The organism is Salegentibacter maritimus (assembly GCF_016236915.1).
GTDB classification, from domain to species: domain Bacteria; phylum Bacteroidota; class Bacteroidia; order Flavobacteriales; family Flavobacteriaceae; genus Salegentibacter; species Salegentibacter maritimus.
This window is the reverse complement of record NZ_JAEHOK010000021.1, coordinates 19,600-38,141: the sequence shown is the minus strand read 5'-3', so window position 1 is coordinate 38,141 and position 18,542 is coordinate 19,600. Positions and strand designations below refer to the sequence as shown.

General features: G+C 37.3%; 20 protein-coding genes. 18 read left to right on the top strand and 2 right to left on the bottom strand.

The genetic code is table 11. The annotated features are described in order from the left end of the window. The first annotated feature begins 84 nt into the window (after window positions 1-84). From I6U49_RS13900 to I6U49_RS13885, 4 genes are all read left to right on the top strand, one after another. Window positions 85-990, top strand: coding sequence for an ABC transporter ATP-binding protein (locus tag I6U49_RS13900; protein WP_198629269.1), 906 nt, complete (start codon window positions 85-87; stop codon window positions 988-990). After that, window positions 990-1,826 carry an ABC transporter permease gene (locus I6U49_RS13895; protein ID WP_198629268.1) on the top strand — a complete coding sequence of 279 codons (837 nt, stop codon included), beginning with the start codon at window positions 990-992 and terminating at the stop codon, window positions 1,824-1,826. Before I6U49_RS13900 ends, I6U49_RS13895 begins: the two co-directional genes overlap by 1 nt. A gap of 198 nt (window positions 1,827-2,024) precedes the next feature. After that, window positions 2,025-4,028 carry an excinuclease ABC subunit UvrB gene (gene uvrB, locus I6U49_RS13890; RefSeq protein WP_232804732.1) on the top strand — a complete coding sequence of 668 codons (2,004 nt, stop codon included), beginning with the start codon at window positions 2,025-2,027 and terminating at the stop codon, window positions 4,026-4,028. A 129-nt stretch (window positions 4,029-4,157) separates the two neighbouring features. Further along, complete coding sequence (locus tag I6U49_RS13885; RefSeq protein ID WP_198629267.1) at window positions 4,158-5,369, top strand: hypothetical protein; 1,212 nt, start codon at window positions 4,158-4,160, stop codon at window positions 5,367-5,369. 185 nt (window positions 5,370-5,554) lie between these two features. Here I6U49_RS13885 and I6U49_RS13880 read toward each other — a convergent pair whose 3' ends face one another. Together I6U49_RS13880 and I6U49_RS13875 are read right to left on the bottom strand one after the other, a co-directional pair. Beyond that, on the bottom strand, window positions 5,555-6,805 hold the full coding sequence (locus I6U49_RS13880) for a S8 family peptidase (protein ID WP_198629266.1): 1,251 nt from the start codon (window positions 6,803-6,805) through the stop codon (window positions 5,555-5,557). Between the two features lie 195 nt (window positions 6,806-7,000). Beyond that, the gene (locus tag I6U49_RS13875; RefSeq protein WP_198629265.1) at window positions 7,001-7,315 is read right to left on the bottom strand and encodes a rhodanese-like domain-containing protein; all 315 of its coding nucleotides are present in this window, start codon (window positions 7,313-7,315) and stop codon (window positions 7,001-7,003) included. Between the two features lie 192 nt (window positions 7,316-7,507). On the opposite strand from I6U49_RS13875, the gene I6U49_RS13870 reads away from it, so the two are divergent. From I6U49_RS13870 to I6U49_RS13805, 14 genes are all read left to right on the top strand, one after another. Continuing rightward, window positions 7,508-7,957 carry a MarR family winged helix-turn-helix transcriptional regulator gene (locus I6U49_RS13870; protein ID WP_198629264.1) on the top strand — a complete coding sequence of 150 codons (450 nt, stop codon included), beginning with the start codon at window positions 7,508-7,510 and terminating at the stop codon, window positions 7,955-7,957. After that, the gene (locus I6U49_RS13865) at window positions 7,957-8,589 is read left to right on the top strand and encodes an NAD(P)H-dependent oxidoreductase (RefSeq protein ID WP_198629263.1); all 633 of its coding nucleotides are present in this window, start codon (window positions 7,957-7,959) and stop codon (window positions 8,587-8,589) included. Before I6U49_RS13870 ends, I6U49_RS13865 begins: the two co-directional genes overlap by 1 nt. A gap of 35 nt (window positions 8,590-8,624) precedes the next feature. After that, window positions 8,625-9,203 carry a YceI family protein gene (locus I6U49_RS13860; protein WP_198629262.1) on the top strand — a complete coding sequence of 193 codons (579 nt, stop codon included), beginning with the start codon at window positions 8,625-8,627 and terminating at the stop codon, window positions 9,201-9,203. 43 nt (window positions 9,204-9,246) lie between these two features. Then, window positions 9,247-9,747 carry a YceI family protein gene (locus tag I6U49_RS13855; RefSeq protein ID WP_193711014.1) on the top strand — a complete coding sequence of 167 codons (501 nt, stop codon included), beginning with the start codon at window positions 9,247-9,249 and terminating at the stop codon, window positions 9,745-9,747. A gap of 276 nt (window positions 9,748-10,023) precedes the next feature. Next, window positions 10,024-10,320, top strand: coding sequence for a GIY-YIG nuclease family protein (locus tag I6U49_RS13850; RefSeq protein ID WP_198629261.1), 297 nt, complete (start codon window positions 10,024-10,026; stop codon window positions 10,318-10,320). Window positions 10,321-10,381: 61 nt separating this feature from the next. Then, the gene (locus I6U49_RS13845; RefSeq protein ID WP_198629260.1) at window positions 10,382-11,776 is read left to right on the top strand and encodes an anthranilate synthase component I family protein; all 1,395 of its coding nucleotides are present in this window, start codon (window positions 10,382-10,384) and stop codon (window positions 11,774-11,776) included. 143 nt (window positions 11,777-11,919) lie between these two features. Further along, window positions 11,920-12,486, top strand: a complete 567-nt coding sequence (locus tag I6U49_RS13840) for an anthranilate synthase component II (protein WP_198629259.1) — start codon at window positions 11,920-11,922, stop codon at window positions 12,484-12,486. A 124-nt stretch (window positions 12,487-12,610) separates the two neighbouring features. Continuing rightward, on the top strand, window positions 12,611-13,603 hold the full coding sequence (gene trpD, locus I6U49_RS13835; RefSeq protein ID WP_198629258.1) for an anthranilate phosphoribosyltransferase: 993 nt from the start codon (window positions 12,611-12,613) through the stop codon (window positions 13,601-13,603). Window positions 13,604-13,744: 141 nt separating this feature from the next. Then, the gene (gene trpC / locus I6U49_RS13830) at window positions 13,745-14,533 is read left to right on the top strand and encodes an indole-3-glycerol phosphate synthase TrpC (protein WP_198629257.1); all 789 of its coding nucleotides are present in this window, start codon (window positions 13,745-13,747) and stop codon (window positions 14,531-14,533) included. 203 nt (window positions 14,534-14,736) lie between these two features. After that, window positions 14,737-15,384: a phosphoribosylanthranilate isomerase gene (locus tag I6U49_RS13825; RefSeq protein WP_232804731.1), complete on the top strand. Its 648-nt coding sequence runs from the start codon at window positions 14,737-14,739 to the stop codon at window positions 15,382-15,384. Window positions 15,385-15,649: 265 nt separating this feature from the next. Then, window positions 15,650-16,831, top strand: coding sequence for a tryptophan synthase subunit beta (trpB, locus tag I6U49_RS13820; RefSeq protein ID WP_193711019.1), 1,182 nt, complete (start codon window positions 15,650-15,652; stop codon window positions 16,829-16,831). A 390-nt stretch (window positions 16,832-17,221) separates the two neighbouring features. Continuing rightward, a complete protein-coding gene (gene trpA, locus I6U49_RS13815; protein ID WP_198629256.1) occupies window positions 17,222-17,989 on the top strand; it encodes a tryptophan synthase subunit alpha in 768 nt (255 codons plus the stop codon). A 77-nt stretch (window positions 17,990-18,066) separates the two neighbouring features. Then, window positions 18,067-18,210, top strand: a complete 144-nt coding sequence (locus I6U49_RS13810; protein WP_198629255.1) for a hypothetical protein — start codon at window positions 18,067-18,069, stop codon at window positions 18,208-18,210. A gap of 4 nt (window positions 18,211-18,214) precedes the next feature. Beyond that, window positions 18,215-18,349, top strand: coding sequence for a 30S ribosomal protein THX (locus I6U49_RS13805; protein ID WP_198629254.1), 135 nt, complete (start codon window positions 18,215-18,217; stop codon window positions 18,347-18,349). Window positions 18,350-18,542 lie beyond the last annotated feature (193 nt).

The window sequence follows — 18,542 nt, the reverse complement described above, 5'->3', positions numbered from 1 at the left end:
CTTTTTATCAAAAATAAGCTTTCTAAAGAGAAATCTGTAACAATTGCCTAACTTCGTCGTCATACTTTAAACTTTTCTTCAATTTTGGAAACAATTTTAAGTCTCAAAAAGCTTACTAAAAAATATGGCGCATTAACCGCGGTAGACAACCTGTCTTTTACCATAAAAAAAGGTAACGTATACGGAATTTTAGGCCCTAACGGAAGTGGAAAATCTACTACACTCGGTATGGTGCTGAATGTGGTAAATAAAACCTCTGGGGAATTTGCCTGGTTTGGCGGCAATATTAAAACCCACGAAGCTTTAAAAAAAGTAGGTGCCATTATTGAGCATCCTAATTTCTATCCTTATATGACAGCCACACAAAACCTGGCTTTGGTATGTAAAATTAAGGATGTCCCCAAAGATAAAATTGAAGAAAAACTGGAGATTGTAAACTTGCTGGATAGGAAAGACAGTAAATTTAGAACATTTTCTCTGGGTATGAAGCAGCGTCTCGCTATAGCTTCTGCCCTACTCAACGACCCTGAAATCCTTATTTTAGATGAGCCTACCAATGGGCTCGATCCGCAAGGAATTCACCAAATTAGGGAAATTATTAGAAAAATTGCCGCAGGAGGTACTACCATCTTACTTGCTTCCCACTTACTGGATGAAGTAGAGAAGGTTTGCTCCCACGTGGTGATTATAAGAAATGGAAAAAAACTTTATAGCGGCCCAGTAGATGCTATAAATGCCAGCCATGGATTCTTTGAATTGCAAGCTAAAAATATGCAGTTATTACAGGAATTACTTATAGCACACCCGGGAATAGAAAATGTATCGGAAAAAGAAAATGTGGTTACCGCCATTCTAAAAGAACCTATGGATGCCGAAACTATAAATGCATATTTATTTGAAAAAGGACTTGCATTATCCTACCTGGTAAAACGCAAAGAAAGCCTGGAAGAACAATTCCTGGAATTAACCAATCAAACCCCCTCTATATAATGTTACGACTTTTAGAGATAGAATACCATAAATTACGCTATAGCCGATCGGCAAAAATACTGGTTTTAACCTATTTTATTTTAATAACATTTATTGCGTTAATAGCATCAATAGAATTCAATTTAGGGGCTATTAATTTTCGGGTTGCAGACCAGGGAATTTTTAATTTCCCCTATATCTGGCATTTTAACTCCTACGTAGCCGCCTTACTGAAGCTGTTTCTGGCAATTGTTATTGTCTCCATGATGTCTAATGAATATACCAATAGGACCCTAAAACAAAATTTAATAGACGGACTTAGTAAAAAAGAATTTATCGCCTCTAAGTTTCTAACCGTGATGGTATTTTCTTTGGTTTCTACTATCTTTCTATTTATTGTGTCGCTTATTTTAGGACTGTCATTTTCAGACTTTACCGAGGTTTCCATCATCTTTTCTGATATGGAATATATAATCGCCTATTTTGTAAAACTTACCGGTTTTTTTGCTTTTTGTATGTTTTTGGGAATTCTCATAAAACGTTCGGCATTTGCATTGGGCTTTCTCTTTATCTGGTGGATTTTGGAAAGCATTGTTTACGGAGTTTTAAAATGGAAAGTCTTTAGAGCCTCTGAAGTTGCCGATACTATTGCAAGGTTTTTCCCGCTGGAATCTATGAGCAATTTAATTAAAGAACCTTTTTCAAGACTATCGGCCGTACAAACCGCAGCATCACAAATAGGCTCTGAAATTGATAAGGATTACGGTATTCACTGGGATCAACTGCTTATTGTGCTACTATGGACGGCTATTTTTGTGTTTTTATCTTATAAACTACTTAAAAAGAGAGACTTGTAAACCATAAAAAACACCTCATACTCCTGATTTTAAATCTTTTACCTCAAAAACCTGACAAATTGCATATGAGTTTGAATAGGCAGGATTATTGATTAGTTTAGTACTTCCTTGCTATGAACTCACGAGGTATTAATTAGAAAAAAATGAATTTCGGGACATGCTTCCATGCATTTCAATCCTGAATATCGGGTAATAAAAATGAAATTTAAGTTAGAATCGGATTACAAGCCTACCGGAGACCAGCCTAAAGCCATTGAGCAGCTGGTAAGCGGAATAGATAATAACGACCAGTACCAAACTTTACTGGGGGTAACAGGCTCGGGAAAAACTTTTTCTGTTGCCAATGTTATTCAGGAGGTACAAAAGCCTACCCTGGTCCTGGCCCATAACAAAACCCTTGCCGCACAACTCTACTCAGAATTCAAACAGTTTTTTCCGAATAATGCGGTAGAATACTTTGTAAGCTATTATGACTATTATCAACCCGAAGCTTTTATTCCTACTTCAGGAACATATATTGAAAAGGACCTCTCCATTAATGAGGAGATTGAAAAATTAAGACTTAGTACTACTTCTTCCCTCTTAAGTGGGAGACGTGATGTAATTGTGGTGGCATCTGTTTCTTGTTTATACGGTATTGGTAATCCGGTAGAATTTAGAAAGAATGTAGTTACTATTGAACAGGATATGGAAATTTCCAGAACCAAATTCCTACACCAATTGGTTCAGGGACTTTATTCCCGTACTGAAGCAGAATTCACCCACGGAAACTTTAGAATAAAAGGAGATACCGTAGATGTTTTTCCAAGCTACGCCGATAATGCTTTCAGAATTCATTTTTTTGGAGATGAAATTGAAGAAATTGAAGCTTTTGATCCCGGAACAAATGATATTATTGAAAAATATGAACGCCTGAATATTTATCCCGCCAATATGTTTGTTACCTCACCTGATGTAATGCAAAATGCTATTCATCATATTCAGGACGATCTTGTAAAGCAGGTAGACTATTTTAGGGATATTGGTAAACATTTAGAAGCAAAACGCCTGGACGAAAGAACCAATTTTGACCTTGAAATGATTCGAGAATTGGGCTATTGCTCCGGAATTGAAAACTATTCTCGCTATTTGGATGGAAGACAACCCGGTACAAGGCCTTTCTGCCTGCTGGATTATTTTCCAGATGATTATTTAATGGTGGTTGACGAAAGTCACGTAACCATTCCGCAGGTACATGCTATGTACGGCGGTGATAGGTCCCGAAAAGAAACCCTGGTAGAATACGGATTTAGGCTTCCTGCCGCAATGGACAACAGGCCGCTTAAATTTGAAGAGTTTGAGGCCTTGCAAAACCAGGTGATTTATGTAAGTGCCACCCCGGCAGATTACGAATTACAAAAAACCGAAGGGATTTATGTGGAGCAGGTTATTAGACCAACCGGACTTCTGGACCCGGTTGTGGAGGTGAGACCGAGCTTAAATCAGATAGACGATCTTATTGAAGAAATTCAAACACGAATTGAAAAAGATCAACGAACGCTGGTCACCACATTAACCAAAAGAATGGCCGAAGAATTGGCAAAATACCTTACGCGTATTAATATTAGATGTCGTTATATCCATTCAGATGTAGACACTTTGGAACGTGTAGAGATAATGCAGGATTTACGCCGTGGATTGTTTGATGTACTTATTGGAGTAAACCTTTTAAGAGAAGGACTCGACCTCCCTGAAGTATCGCTGGTAGCTGTTATTGATGCCGACAAAGAAGGTTTTCTAAGAAGTAACCGCTCGCTTACTCAAACCATTGGCCGTGCGGCTCGTCACGTAGAAGGGAAAGCCATTTTATATGCCGATAAGATTACCGATAGTATGCAAAAAACTATTGACCAGACTGAATATAGAAGAACCAAACAAATAAATTATAACAAAGAGAATAATATTAACCCTACCCCACTGGTTAAAAAACTTGAAAGTAGCACCTTGATCAAGGAGAAATTAGATGTATATGATGCCGAAAAACCACTCACTACAAAGGCTGCCGAAGAAGAAGTTGCCTATATGAGCAAACCCGAACTGGAAAAAAGAATTCGGGAGAAAAGAAAAGCGATGGAAAAAGCAGCAAAAGAACTTGACTTTATGGCTGCGGCGAAACATCGTGATGAAATAAAAATGCTACAAAATAAAGTAAAAGAAGCATAAGGCTAAGGCCGGGGAAATCCCTTATTATTGAAAGAACTATAGAAGAAAAGTTTTCAAAAACTATATTTAGAATTCCAAAACACTCCTGACTAAAGAAATAGGATTCCGTAACAGGTATTTTTTAGTAGGATGAAAAACTTTATACTTTATTGCTTTCTGCTTATCTCAATAGCCGCATATTCCCAGGTGGGCATTGGCACGACCAGTCCCGAAGCACAATTAGATATTATTGCTTCCGATATAAATAATCCCGCAAAAATAGATGGCATCCTTATTCCCAGGGTAAAAAAATTCCCGGCACAAAATCCCGGAAGTGAACAACACGGCATGCTTATCTTTTTAAGTGCCGATTTTAACACCTCGCCCACCGGTTTTTATTACTGGCACCACCCTGAATCGCAATGGAAGTCTATAGTTTCAGATGCAAAAATGGCTGATTTTTATGAACCTGGTACCGTAGAAAGTCCCGGAAATATAAATGATGACCTATTCAGAAATGGAAACATAGGTATTGGTACCGAAACAATAGAGAGCAAACTTCAAATTGCCATAAATCCGGGGGATTCAAAAGATATTAAAAAAGGCCTGGAAATAAATAATAATAATCCCGGCAAAACAAAAAACACCTATGGGATAGAAGTACTTAATAGAAGTAAAACAGATGCTATAAAATATGGTATAAAAAATCACGTTACGGGAGATGGTGATGGGGTTAGATATGGCATTTATAACACTACTTCACAGGGGGCTAGCGGTTCGGGAATTTATGGAATTTATAATTCGGTAGGTCGTACAGAAGGTGCTAACAGTTCTAATTATGGGATTTTCACAGAAATTGGCGAATCTTCCGGCAGGGGCAATATCTATGGAATTTATGCCCGTGCCCTGGGAAACTCAAGTTCAAGGGTGTTTGCGGGTTATTTTGAAGGTCCGGTGGGAATAGGTAGAACTAAAGCCCAGGAATATATTTTACCGGAATTACGGGGAGAAGAAAATCAGATTTTAGTTTCAGATAATTCGGGGAATGTAGATTGGCAATACAATCATACCCGAAATTATGTAAGTACGGGAACTCATAGTGGAAATTATAACATTGGTGATGAAGTTTACTACCTGAGAATTACTAATAGCCCGTCTTCGATTACCATTCCGGATGCTTCCGGTTGTAGAGGCCGCGAATTGGTTTTAATAGCTATGGGCAGCAGCAATACCTCTCTAATTTTTTTAAACGGAGATACCCTGGACGATATTCAAAACAATACCAGTATTACCAGCATCGCAAAAGGGGAAATTTTAAAGATGCTAAGTATAGGTACTCGCTGGATACTAATTAGAAAATAGAAAGAGGCTGTCTGAAAAGTCTATTCTCGTCAAGCTGAACTTGTTTCAGCTTCTAACATGTTTTTAATTACCAACACGTTAGATCCCCGATAAAGAATCGGGGCAGGCTTTGAAATAAATTCAAGATGACGGTTTTAAAACCTTTTCAGACAGCTTTTTTCTATATCTATTAAATTTATTGTTTTTTAGTGAACAATAATCGGATCGGCATTACCATCTGGATCTCCATTCACATTTCCATCGGTAGATGCATTTCCTAGAAGTAAAACTCCTGCAGCGTGCGGGGAAGCCATAGAGGTACCACTAATTGAGTTGTAACCACCACCTTTCCAGGTAGAATTAACAGCAACTCCCGGGGCAGCATAATCTACCGGTGGATTTCCGTAGTTAGAAAAAGAAGCCCAATTATCATTAGAATCCATTGCAGAAATAGTATAGATATTGGCTCCATTTACTCTTGCCGGTGAACTTGTGTTAGCATCAGAACTTTCATTTCCGGCGGCAAGTGCGAAAATAATTCCTTTTTTAGATGCAGAAAGAACTGCATTATCTAAAGCAGCGGAGGTTGGCCCTCCAAGGCTCATATTTGCTACATCACCTGCACTCCCGTATGCGGCTACGTGATCTACCCCGGCAATTACCCCTGAATAAGAACCGCTACCACGGCTGTCTAATACCTTTACCGGAATCACGGTAGCTCCGGGAGCCACTCCTATAACCCCAATATCATTATTTAAAGCAGCAATAGTTCCTGCTACGTGCGTTCCGTGGCCATTTCCATCATCTGTAGACTTGCTATCTCTTCCCGATGTAAACGCATTAAAGCCTCTTGAAGCATCAACATTTAAATCTGGATGATCGGTATCAATTCCTGAGTCGATTACCCAGGCTACATTAGAGCCCGTATAAGAAGCAACCCCATTTACACGAGCTATCCCATAGGGAGTCACCTGGCTTGAGGAGCCATCACCGCCATCTCCATCTCCGGGATCACCGTCACAAGGACCACCATTTGGAGTTCCACAAGGTGGTGCAAATTGTACTATTCTATCTTCCTCGATAAAAGCAATCTCTTTTTTCTTACGTAATGATTCTACCTGATCAAGATTTAATTTAAGTGCTACACCATTAATAGTTTTACTGTAAACTGCAAGAAGTTCTGCATCGGCAATATTTGCTTCAGATAAAAGCTTTTTGGTAGTATTGGCCACAGCCTCCTGAGCTTTGGTATAACTTTCGGGATACTTAGAAGTAGCATCTCCCGTTACCTCTTTATTAAAAACGACTATATATTGGCTTTCAATAATATTTGATGAAGTGGGGGCCACCAATTCTTCATCAATTTGCTGATCGTTTTGTTCATCTTGTGAACAGGAAAATAAAAATGTGGCAACTAAAGCAGTTACCGCGAGTGGTTTGAATTTGTTTAAAATCATAAATTTAAATATTTGGTTAAAAAAAGGTTAATAGATTAACCAAATCTATCACTTTATCGATGAAAACCAAATTTTCATCCGATTAAATTATAAATTTAACAAAACAAATAGCTATATAATTAAAAGAAAAACAATAAAAAAAAGCAGCACTTACAATGTTAAATGCTGCTTTATAACTTCTAAACTAACCGGTGTTTAGTCTTCAGCCTTTTCGCCTTCCCACTCCATAAAACCACCTTCCAGGTTATAAGTATTTTTAAATCCCATTTGATCTAGAATAGTGCAGGCCTGGGCACTTCGTTTTCCCGAACGACAATAGATATAGTAATTTTTATCTTTATCCAGCTTTTCGATTTCATTTACAAATTCCTGACCTTTATAAATATCAAGGTTCTTTGCGGTTGGAATATACCCGTCTTCTACTTCTTCTTCCGTTCTTACATCTAAAATTACAGCGTTGTCATCTTTTTTCAATTGTGATGCCCATTCTTCCTGACTAAGCTCTTTCATAAATTCCTGGTTTTTCAATTCCCAAAGGGAAACTTGTTAATATCTTCCTTTTTATTTCCCGTAAAGATATTGAAAGTTTTAAAAATTAAAGAATTCAAGAGGCAAGGATATACTTATTAAAAATTAACATTTTTTTTTGATTAAAATGACAAAAGCACTTTATATTTGTACGTACAAATGTTGTTAGAACAAATGAAACTTGAAGATCAATTAAAAACCAGTAATCTACCTTTAGCCAGAAAACTTAGCCTGGGAATATTAGTGACTGCCAACTATATAGATGATAGAGTGGCTGAAGCCCTTAAGCCTTTTGATATTTCCATTCCTCAGTTTAACGTCTTGAGAATTTTACGTGGGCAAAAAGGCAAGCCGGCCAACTTAAGTACTATTCAGGAGCGTATGGTTAGCAAAATGAGCAACACTACCCGATTGGTAGACAAACTAATCTCTAAAGGTTTGGCCGAAAGAGTTATTTGCGAATCTAACAGGCGAAAGGTAGAAATTACTATTACTAAAGAAGGACTACAACTTTTAGAGAAAACAGATCCGGCAGTAGATGCGGTAGAAGCTGAAATGACCAGGAACTTGACTGAAGAAGACATAGAGTACGTGACAAATTGTTTAAACGAAATAAGAAAATAATGGAGAGTTATAATGAAAAATTAAATTGGCGATATGCCACCAAAAAATTTAATCCCGAAAAATCTTTAAGTGAAGGGGAGGTAGAATATTTACAAAAAAGTATTCAACTTTCTGCGTCCTCCTACGGATTACAACCATACGAAGTATTTGTGGTGACAGATAAAGAGACAAAAGAAAAACTTAAAGAAGCTGCCTGGAATCAGTCGCAACTTACCGATGCTTCGCACGTTTTTATTTTCGCAGGGCTAAAAAAACTAAACGAAAACTATATTGATTCTTATCTGGAAAATATTAGTAAAATCAGGGAAATTAAAGTTCAGGATTTAAGCGGATTAAAAGATATGCTCACCTCAAATATTGTTGATAAACCCGAAGATCAGCAAAAAATATGGGCACAAAAACAAGCATATATTGCTCTGGGAAATTTACTCTCGGCTGCTGCCCACCTAAAAGTTGATACCTGCCCTATGGAAGGTTTTGACACCGGGAAGGTTGATGAAGTCCTGGGAATATCGGGAACTAACTTAACTACCGCTGTAATAGCTACTGCCGGTTATAGAAGCGATGAAGACCAAATGCAACACGCCAAAAAAGTGAGAAAACAAGAAAACGAATTATTCCATTTAATATAAATCAAATCTAAAATTAATTAAAATCAAAAATTGTTATGAAAAAGAATCTATTTAAAGGCGCTTTCGCAGCCACCGTTATCGTATCGATGCTATCTTTTACCGGCGTAAACGCACAGGAAAAGAAAATTGAAATAAAAGATAGTAAAATTGAGTGGGAAGGAGAAAAAGTAACCGGTTCTCACGAGGGCACTATTCAATTAAAAAATGGGTATTTCACTATGGAAAATGGTGAGCTTAAAGGTGGAGAATTTGTTATGGATATGACCACAATTAATGTAACCGACCTTGAAGGCGAAAACAAAGGAAAGTTAGAAGGCCATTTAAAATCTGATGATTTTTTTGGAGTAAGTACTTATCCTAGTTCAAAATTGGTAATCACCAGTGTTGCAAAGAAAAGCAACGATACTTATGGTGTAGTTGCCGACCTTACAATTAAAGAAAAAACAAATACAATTACATTCGATTTAGATATGGACAAAAATTCGGCCTCTACCGAATTAACCATAGACAGGTCTAAATACGATGTTCGTTACGGTTCGGGAAGTTTCTTTGATAATCTTGGCGATAAAACCATCTATGACAACTTTGAACTGGACGTAGATCTAAAATTCTAAACAGGATCGGGAAGAAAATTGCTATAAAAAAGAAAAATAAATTATGGAAAAGTCAATAAATACGCAGGCCAGTAATATTGCCTGGACAGGAAAGAAAGTTTTGGGTTCGCACTCTGGAACCATAGACCTAAAAGATGGAAAACTCCGTTTTGAGAACGATGAGATTGTAGGTGGTGAATTTGTAATGGATATGTCTAGCATTACAGTTACAGATCTAAAAGGAAAAGATAAAGAAGGATTGGAAGGCCATTTAAATTCAGATGATTTTTTTGGAGTAGAAAATCATCCAACTTCCAGCCTGGTAATTACGAGTGTAGCCAAAAAAGATAATGGCACCTATGGCGTAGTTGGAGATCTTACTATTAAAGACACTACCCATCCCATAACATTCGATTTAGATTACAACGATAATACCGCAACTACAAAATTAACAATAGATCGTTCTAAATATAACGTGAAATACAATTCTGGTAGTTTCTTCAGCGGATTGGGAGACCAAACTATCTACGACAATTTCGATTTAAATATTGAATTGAAATTCTAATTTTTTAAAATATAGAAATAGGGCCGAAAAAGTTAAATTTACTTTTTCGGCTTTTCTTTTTTAAAATTTCATTTGGTTATTAAAATAGGCTTTCTATCTTTGAAGCAATGAAAAACAGAATAGCAAATACTTGGTGGTGGAACAATTTACGTCAAAACGTCGTGAAGTAACATTGCTATAGTATAAAATCATACAAAAGGCTTGTCTCACGACAAGCCTTTTTTTATTTAATTTTTCGTCATTTCCGAGAAGTCGGAAATCTCTAAAAAGATCAAAATGACAAATGATTACCAATATCACGTTTACATCATTACAAATCGTAAAAATGGAACACTATATATTGGAATTACAGGAAACTTGAAACAAAGATTATATCAACATAGAAATCGAAACCTAAAAAGTTTTAGCAGCAGGTACCGACTTGATAAACTAGTATATTATGAAAAATTCGAATATCCGTCGTTGGCGATTAAAAGGGAAAAACAACTAAAAAAATGGAATCGACTCTGGAAAATAAACCTGATAAACGATTTCAACCCCGATTGGGAAGATTTGACTATAAGATTTAAATAACTCAAACAAAAATATACTAAATAGACTCCCGCCTTTGCCGGAGTGATAAAAAAAACAATATATGTTTAAATTGACCACAAGCCATAAAAAACTCCTTGCCGATACCATTACGCCGGTGAGTATTTATTTAAAAGTACGGGATAAATATCCCAATAGCCTTCTTCTGGAAAGTAGTGACTATCACGCCAACGATAATAGTTTTTCGTATATATGCTGTAACCCTATCGCTTCTATTAAAATTCAAAATGAAGTAATTACCGAAGTTTTTCCTGACGGAAGTAAAAAGACTACGGAAATCACTCCTGAAGTAAACGTTCCCCGGCAAATCCAGGAGTTCTCAAAACAGTTTAATACCGAAGATTCAGATTTTAAATTTATAAACAATGGGCTTTTTGGCTATATCGCTTACGATGGGGTTCGCTATTTTGAAGATCTTGAAATCAAAAAGCGCAATGGCGACCTTCAACTGCCTGATATTTATTATGCGGTATACCAAAACATTATAGCCATTAATCATTTTAATAACGAAGCCTATATTTTTGATCACCGCTATAACAATGACTCCAGAATTGACGAAATAGCGCAACTTATTAAGGTAAAAAACTTTGCAACTTATAATTTTGAACGTCAGGAAAAAGCAATTTCTAACCTTACCGATGAAGAGTTTAAAGCAAACGTAAGACTCGGAAAAAAACACTGCTATCGCGGCGATGTTTTTCAAATTGTACTTTCCAGAAGGTTCTCCCAAAAATTTAAAGGAGACGAATTCAATGTTTACAGGGCTTTACGAAGTGTAAATCCTTCCCCCTATCTTTTCTATTTTGACTACGGAAATTTTAAAATCTTTGGAAGTTCTCCTGAAGCACAATTGGTAGTTCAGGATGGCCGGGCAGAAATACACCCTATAGCCGGCACCTTTAAACGTACCGGAAATGATGAAGAAGACGCTGAATTAGCCAAAAAACTAGCCGCAGATGAAAAAGAAAACGCCGAACACGTAATGTTGGTAGATTTGGCCAGAAATGATCTTAGTAGGCACGGAAATAATGTAAAAGTGGAAAAATATCGGGAAATTCAGTTTTTCTCGCACGTAATTCACTTAGTTAGCAAAGTTACCGGTACCAAAGATGTTAAAACCCCTACCATGCAGGTAGTGGCCGATACTTTTCCGGCGGGAACCTTAAGTGGTGCACCCAAACACAGCGCCATGAAGCTTATAGAAAAATATGAAAATGTAAATCGTGATGCCTATGGAGGTGCAATCGGGTTTATGGATTTTAACGGAAATTTTAACCACGCCATTATAATTCGATCTTTTGTTAGTAAAGATCATCAATTGCATTACCAGGCCGGTGCCGGAGTAGTCTCTGAATCTGTTGAAGAAAACGAATTACAGGAGGTTTACAATAAATTGGGCGCATTGACCAAAGCATTGGATATTGCTGAAGATATCTAAAAAAATAAAAACAATACGTCATCCTGAATAAATTTGGGAGCTAGCTCCCAAATTTATTCGGAGATCTAACATATTAGAATCTGAAACGAGTTTAGATTGACGCGACTTTGAGTATTTAAAAACAGAATTTCACACCAGGTAGAATGAAAAAAATATTAGTTATAGACAATTACGATTCTTTTGTGTACAATCTTGTGCATTATTTAGAAGAAATGAATTGTGAGGTCACGGTTATAAGAAACGACCAGCTGGAGCTGGAAGAAGTAGAAAAATATGATAAGGTTTTACTTTCTCCGGGGCCGGGAATTCCCAGTGAAGCCGGTTTATTGAAACCTATTATAGAAAAATATGCTTCTTCAAAAAGTATTCTTGGCGTTTGCCTTGGCCAACAGGCTATAGGGGAAGTTTTTGGAGGAGAGTTAGGGAATTTAGAATCGGTTTACCACGGTATTGCCACTACTATGAATCTTTGTGTTGACGATGAACCGCTATTTAAAGGTTTGCCCAAAACCATGAAGGTGGGGCGCTATCATTCCTGGGTGGTTTTAAAAGAACTGCCCGATGCTTTGGAAGCTACTTCCTACGACGAAAATGGCCAAATTATGTCGCTGCGTCATCGTGAATTCGATGTTCGTGGGGTTCAGTTTCATCCTGAATCGGTATTGACCCCAGATGGCAAAAAAATGATTGAAAATTGGGTTAAGGCTTAGGTCATTTCCGCGCAGACGGAAATCTCTAAAAGCAAACAATTTTATTAAAAGACTGCTACATTCGTAGGAGTGACCAAGACTTATTAAACAGGTTCCCATCTTTATGGGAATAACAAAATTAAATATGAAAGAATTATTAAACAGGCTTATTAACCACGAAACCATCTCCAAAGATGAAGCCAAGCAAGCACTTTTTAGCATCTCTAATGGAGAATACAACGAAAGTCAAATAGCCGCATTTTTAACCGTCTATATGATGCGTAGCATTACCATAGAAGAGCTGGAGGGTTTCAGAGATGCGCTTTTAGAACTTTGTGTGGCTATAGATTTAAGCGCCTACAATCCTATAGATCTTTGTGGAACCGGGGGTGATGGTAAAAATACATTTAATATTTCCACAACGGCCTCCTTTGTTACAGCCGGTGCCGGAATACATGTAGCAAAACATGGTAACTATGGGGTTTCTTCGGTGAGCGGAAGTTCTAATGTTATGGAAAGCCTGGGGATAAAATTTAGTAATGATGCCGGTTTCCTTGAAAAATGCATTGCAGAAGCAGGTATTTGTGTATTGCACGCTCCCCTATTCCACCCGGCTATGAAAAATGTGGCCCCCATCAGAAAATCTTTAGCGGTAAAAACTTTTTTTAATATGTTGGGGCCTATGGTAAACCCGGCTTTTCCCAAAAATCAATTAGTTGGGGTTTTTAACCTCGAACTTGCCAGAATGTATGGGTATCTATATCAAAACACCGATAAGAATTTTACTATTTTACACGCTTTAGACGGGTATGATGAAATTTCGCTTACCGGAAATACCAAAACCATTTCTAATAATACTGAAGCCATGTTAAGCCCCGAAGATTTTGGAGTAGAAGGCTTAAAACAAGAAGAAATTGCCGGAGGTGGTTCTATAGAAAGTTCCGCAGAAATTTTTGTGAATATATTAAAAGGAAAGGGCACCAGGGCGCAAGAAAATGTAGTTTGTGCCAACGCCGGGATGGCTATCGCCACCGCACAACAAATTAGCATCAAAGATGCTTTTGAAACTGCACGTGAATCTATAAATTCCGGGAAAGCTTTAAAAGCATTGCAGAAATTGCAGGAATTGAGTGAATAAGAAGTTAGCCTTAAGAAAAATTAAGTCTTATCATCGTCAAGCTGAACTTATTTCAGCTTCTAAGGTGTTTTATAATTAGATCCTGAAACAAATCAGGATGACGTTTTAAATAAGTGTATAGAAATAAAATTATTTGAAAAAATGAACATTTTAGATAAAATAATAGCCGACAAGCATAAAGAATTAGTCTTAAAAAAACTGGTAGTGCCCGTTTCACAATTGGAACAATCGGCGCTTTTCAATAAGGAAACAATTTCTCTAGCCGAAAAATTACGAAGCAGTAATACCGGTATTATTGCCGAACATAAAAGGCGCTCCCCCTCAAAGTCGGTAATTAACCAAAATCTAAATGTGCAGGATGTTGCTACAGGCTATGAGAATGCAGGAATTTCAGGAATGTCGGTATTGACCGATGGCAAATATTTTGGCGGTTCTTTAGACGATTTGCTCTATGCACGCGCATCGGTACAAATGCCACTATTGCGAAAAGAGTTTATAATTGATGAATATCAATTATTAGAAGCAAAAGCACACGGCGCCGATGTTATTTTATTAATTGCCGCAGTACTGGACCGCGAACAGATAAAATTGCTTTCAGAATTTGCAAAAAGCATTGGTTTAGATGTTTTACTTGAAGTTCACGACGAAGAAGAGTTACAAAAATCTATTATGCCAAGTATAGATATGCTGGGGGTAAATAACCGGAATTTAAAGACTTTTGAAGTAAATATAGATACAAGCAAGCAGCTTGCAGCAAAAATTCCCGAAGATTTTGTAAAAGTTTCAGAAAGCGGGATCAGCTCGGTTGAGTCGATAAAAGATTTGAAAGAATATGGGTATAAAGGCTTTTTAATAGGTGAAAATTTTATGAAAACAGAAAACCCAGGTAAAGCTGCCGCTGAGTTTGTGAGAAAATTGACCAAAGAATAAAATAGTTGCCTATCTCTAAAGTCTGGTTTTCGTCAAGCTGAACTTGTTTCAGCTTCTAACAAATTTGGATTATCCATAACTTAAATCCCCGATAAATAATCGGGGCAGACTCTAAAATAAATTAAGGATGACGAAAACCAACACCTGCTCTCCTCCTTTTAAGGAGGAGTACCCGCAAGGGGAAGTGGTTAAAACCTAATAAAATGAAAAACTTAAAACTGAAAATTTGTGGGATGAAGCATCCCGAAAACATCAGTGAAGTTGCGAAACTTCAACCTGATTACATGGGGTTTATTTTTTATAAAAAAACACCCAGGTATTTCGAGGACAGCATCCCCGAAATATCCCGGGAAATAAAAAGAACAGGGGTTTTTGTTAATGAAGACATCAATATTATCTTACAAAAAATAAAGGAGCACGATTTAAATGCCATTCAGCTTCACGGTGAGGAAAGCGATACTTTCTGTGCCGAATTAAAAACCCTGTTAGTTGAAACCGAGGTAGAGATTATAAAGGTGTTTTCGGTAAAAGACGATTTTGACTTTGGGCTTTTAGAAGCTTACGAAACTGTGGTTGATTATTTTCTATTTGACACCAAAGGAAAGAATAAAGGCGGCAACGGAATTACCTTTAATTGGGAGGTTTTAAAAGAATATCCTTCAAAAAAATCCTTTTTTTTAAGTGGTGGTATTGGCCCGGAAGAGGTGGAAGCTATTAGTGAACTACAAGCATATTTTAAAGAGAATGGAAAGGAAAATTTGCTGTATGCCATAGATGTAAATAGTAAATTTGAAGAAAAAGCAGGTTTAAAAAATGCCGAAAAACTGAAAGAATTTAGAAAACAGTTTTGAGTTGTCGGTTATCTGTTTTGGTTTATCAGTTTGGATTTACTTAGATCCCCGATAAAGAATCGGCAGGCTCTAAAATAAACCCGTCTGAACGAACGGGCAGGTTCAGGATGACGAAAGAAAATATTAAAAACTTCTAAGGGCGCTGCCCTCGTAAGAAAAATTAAAAATTGACCGTCAACCTGAACTTGTTTCAGGTTCCAGGTTCAGGATATTGCAAACATTATAAAAATAAGTGCACTTGCGGCACACAAATAAAAAAATTAAAATGAGCTATCAGGCTAACGAAAAAGGATATTACGGCGATTTTGGAGGAGCTTTTATTCCAGAAATGCTCTATCCAAATGTAGAGGAATTGCGTTCGCAGTACCTGGATATTATGAAAGAAGAATCTTTTCAGAAAGAATTTAAAGATTTGCTTCGGGATTATGTAGGGAGACCAACGCCTTTGTATTATGCAGAGCGCTTCAGTAAAAAATACGGGACAAAAATCTATTTGAAACGCGAAGACCTTTGCCATACAGGTGCCCACAAGGTAAATAATACGGTAGGCCAGATTTTAATGGCAAAACGCCTTGGAAAAAACCGAATAATTGCTGAGACCGGTGCCGGGCAACACGGTGTGGCTACTGCTACTGTTTGTGCACTTATGGGCATTGAATGCGTTGTTTATATGGGCGAAATTGATATTGAACGCCAGGCTCCCAATGTAGCCAGAATGAAAATGCTGGGTGCTAAAATTGTTCCGGCAAAATCGGGAAGCCGAACCCTAAAAGATGCTACCAACGAAGCGATAAGGGACTGGATCAATAACCCTTTAGACACGCATTATATTATTGGTTCTGTGGTTGGCCCCCACCCCTATCCCGATATGGTAGCAAGATTCCAGGCAGTGATTTCTGAAGAAATAAAAGTTCAGCTAAAAGAAAAAGAAAATCGCGAAAACCCAGATTATGTGGTGGCCTGCGTAGGTGGCGGAAGTAACGCTGCCGGAGCCTATTTTCATTACCTGGATAATCCCGATGTTGGGATTATTGCGGTTGAAGCTGCTGGAAAAGGCATACAAAGTGGCGAAAGTGCCGCAACTTCGGCTTTGGGAAAAGAAGGTATTATTCACGGCAGTAAAACGCTATTAATGCAAACCGAAGATGGTCAAATAACCGAACCCTATTCTATTTCTGCCGGACTCGATTATCCCGGTGTGGGCCCTATGCATGCCCATTTATTTAGAAGTGGCCGCGGAGAATTTATTTCGATAACCGATAAGGCAGCCATGGATGCCGGCCGGGAATTGGCCAAACTGGAAGGGATTATTCCTGCTATTGAAACATCTCACGCCCTGGCAATTTTTGAAGATCGTAAATTTAAAGAAGACGATGTTGTAGTGATTAATCTTTCGGGCCGTGGGGATAAAGATTTGAGTACGTATATTGATTATTTTGACTTGTAGAAAGCTCTCTATTCCCAAACGGGGAATTATAATGAAAGTTTTAAAACAAAATATGAGTTACCGTCAACCTGAACTTGTTTCAGTTTCTAATTTTTGATTATTGCAAAATCTTAAATAGTTAGATTCTGAAATAAATTCAGAATGACGTAAAAATAAAGATTGCCTTGTGCGCTACCCTTACAATGGGAAAGAACATATTAGTGCATTCGTGGCGAAAAAAGAAAACGAGTTAGATTCTGAAATAAATTCAGAATGACGTAAAAAAACAGATTGCCTTGTGCGCTGCCATTACAATGGGAAAGAACATATTAGTGCATTCGTGGCGAAAAAAATTGAAAACAAGTTAAATTCTGAAATGAATTCAGAATGGCGATATATAAGATTATGAAAATGAATAGAATAAATAAAAAACTTCAGGAAGCACATAAGATGCTTTCCATCTATTTTACCGCCGGTTACCCCGAGCATGAAGACACGGTTTCCATTATTCAGGATTTAGAAAAAAACGGGGTAGATTTTATTGAAATCGGCTTACCGTTTAGCGACCCCCTGGCCGATGGACCTACTATTCAGGAAAGTTCTACAAAAGCCTTACAAAATGGCATGACTACCAATAAACTTTTTGAACAACTGGAAGGAGTTAGAGATTCAGTAGAAATTCCCCTGGTAATTATGGGCTATTTTAATCCTATTCTGCAATATGGCGTTGAAAAATTTTGTAAAAAATGTGCCGAAACCGGAATAGACGGACTTATAATCCCTGATCTTCCTGTTGATGTTTACAATGAGGAGTATAAACAAATTTTTGAAGAAAACGGACTTCAGAATATATTCCTGATTACCCCACAAACTTCAGAAGAGCGTATAAGGTTTATAGATTCGGTTTCCAACGGATTTATTTATATGGTAAGTACCGCAAGTGTTACCGGTTCTACCTCGGGCTTTAGCAGAGAAACCAGGGATTATTTTAAAAGAATCTCGGCAATGAAATTGCAAAACCCACAAATTGTAGGTTTTGGAATTAGTGACGAAGAAAGCTTTAATCAGGCTACCGAGTTTGCCAAAGGTGCCATTATTGGCTCCGCATTTATAAAACACCTCAACGCTCACGGAAAAGCTAATATTGCAAATTTTATTAAAAGTATTCGCCCGGTTTAACCTAATTCTAACAAGGTCTTAGTAGATTTTTAGAGCCTCAATTCGTAAATTAGAGGTGAATCTAAAAATGAAAGATTATGGGAGGACCAATTGAAGATAGCAAGAGAAAAAGGAAAAAAGATCAGACAAATCCAACCAACCCAACCGGAAAAACGGATAAGCAGGCCAACGAGGTAGATTTTGACGAAAAAACCATAAAAGACCAACAAAACAAAAAATAAATTTATGGGACGAGGAGACAAAAAGACCAAACGAGGAAAAATTGCCATAGGCACGCATGGAAGGTTACGCCCTAAACGTAAAAAATTTAAGGTAAAACCAACCACAATGGCCGAACAGGAAAAGAAAGAATTACAGTAGTTGTAAGTTGACTACGTCTGGAAACCCTGAATTAAGAGTGTAACTTTTAATTCAGGGTTTTTATTTTCATTTACCTTTCTTTTATATTATGTTTATTTATTCGTCACTCCGAATTTATTTCGGGGTCTAAGATGAAATTTTACATTTTTAAACATGCTAGATGCTGAAATAAGTTTTGCATGACGTTAAAGTC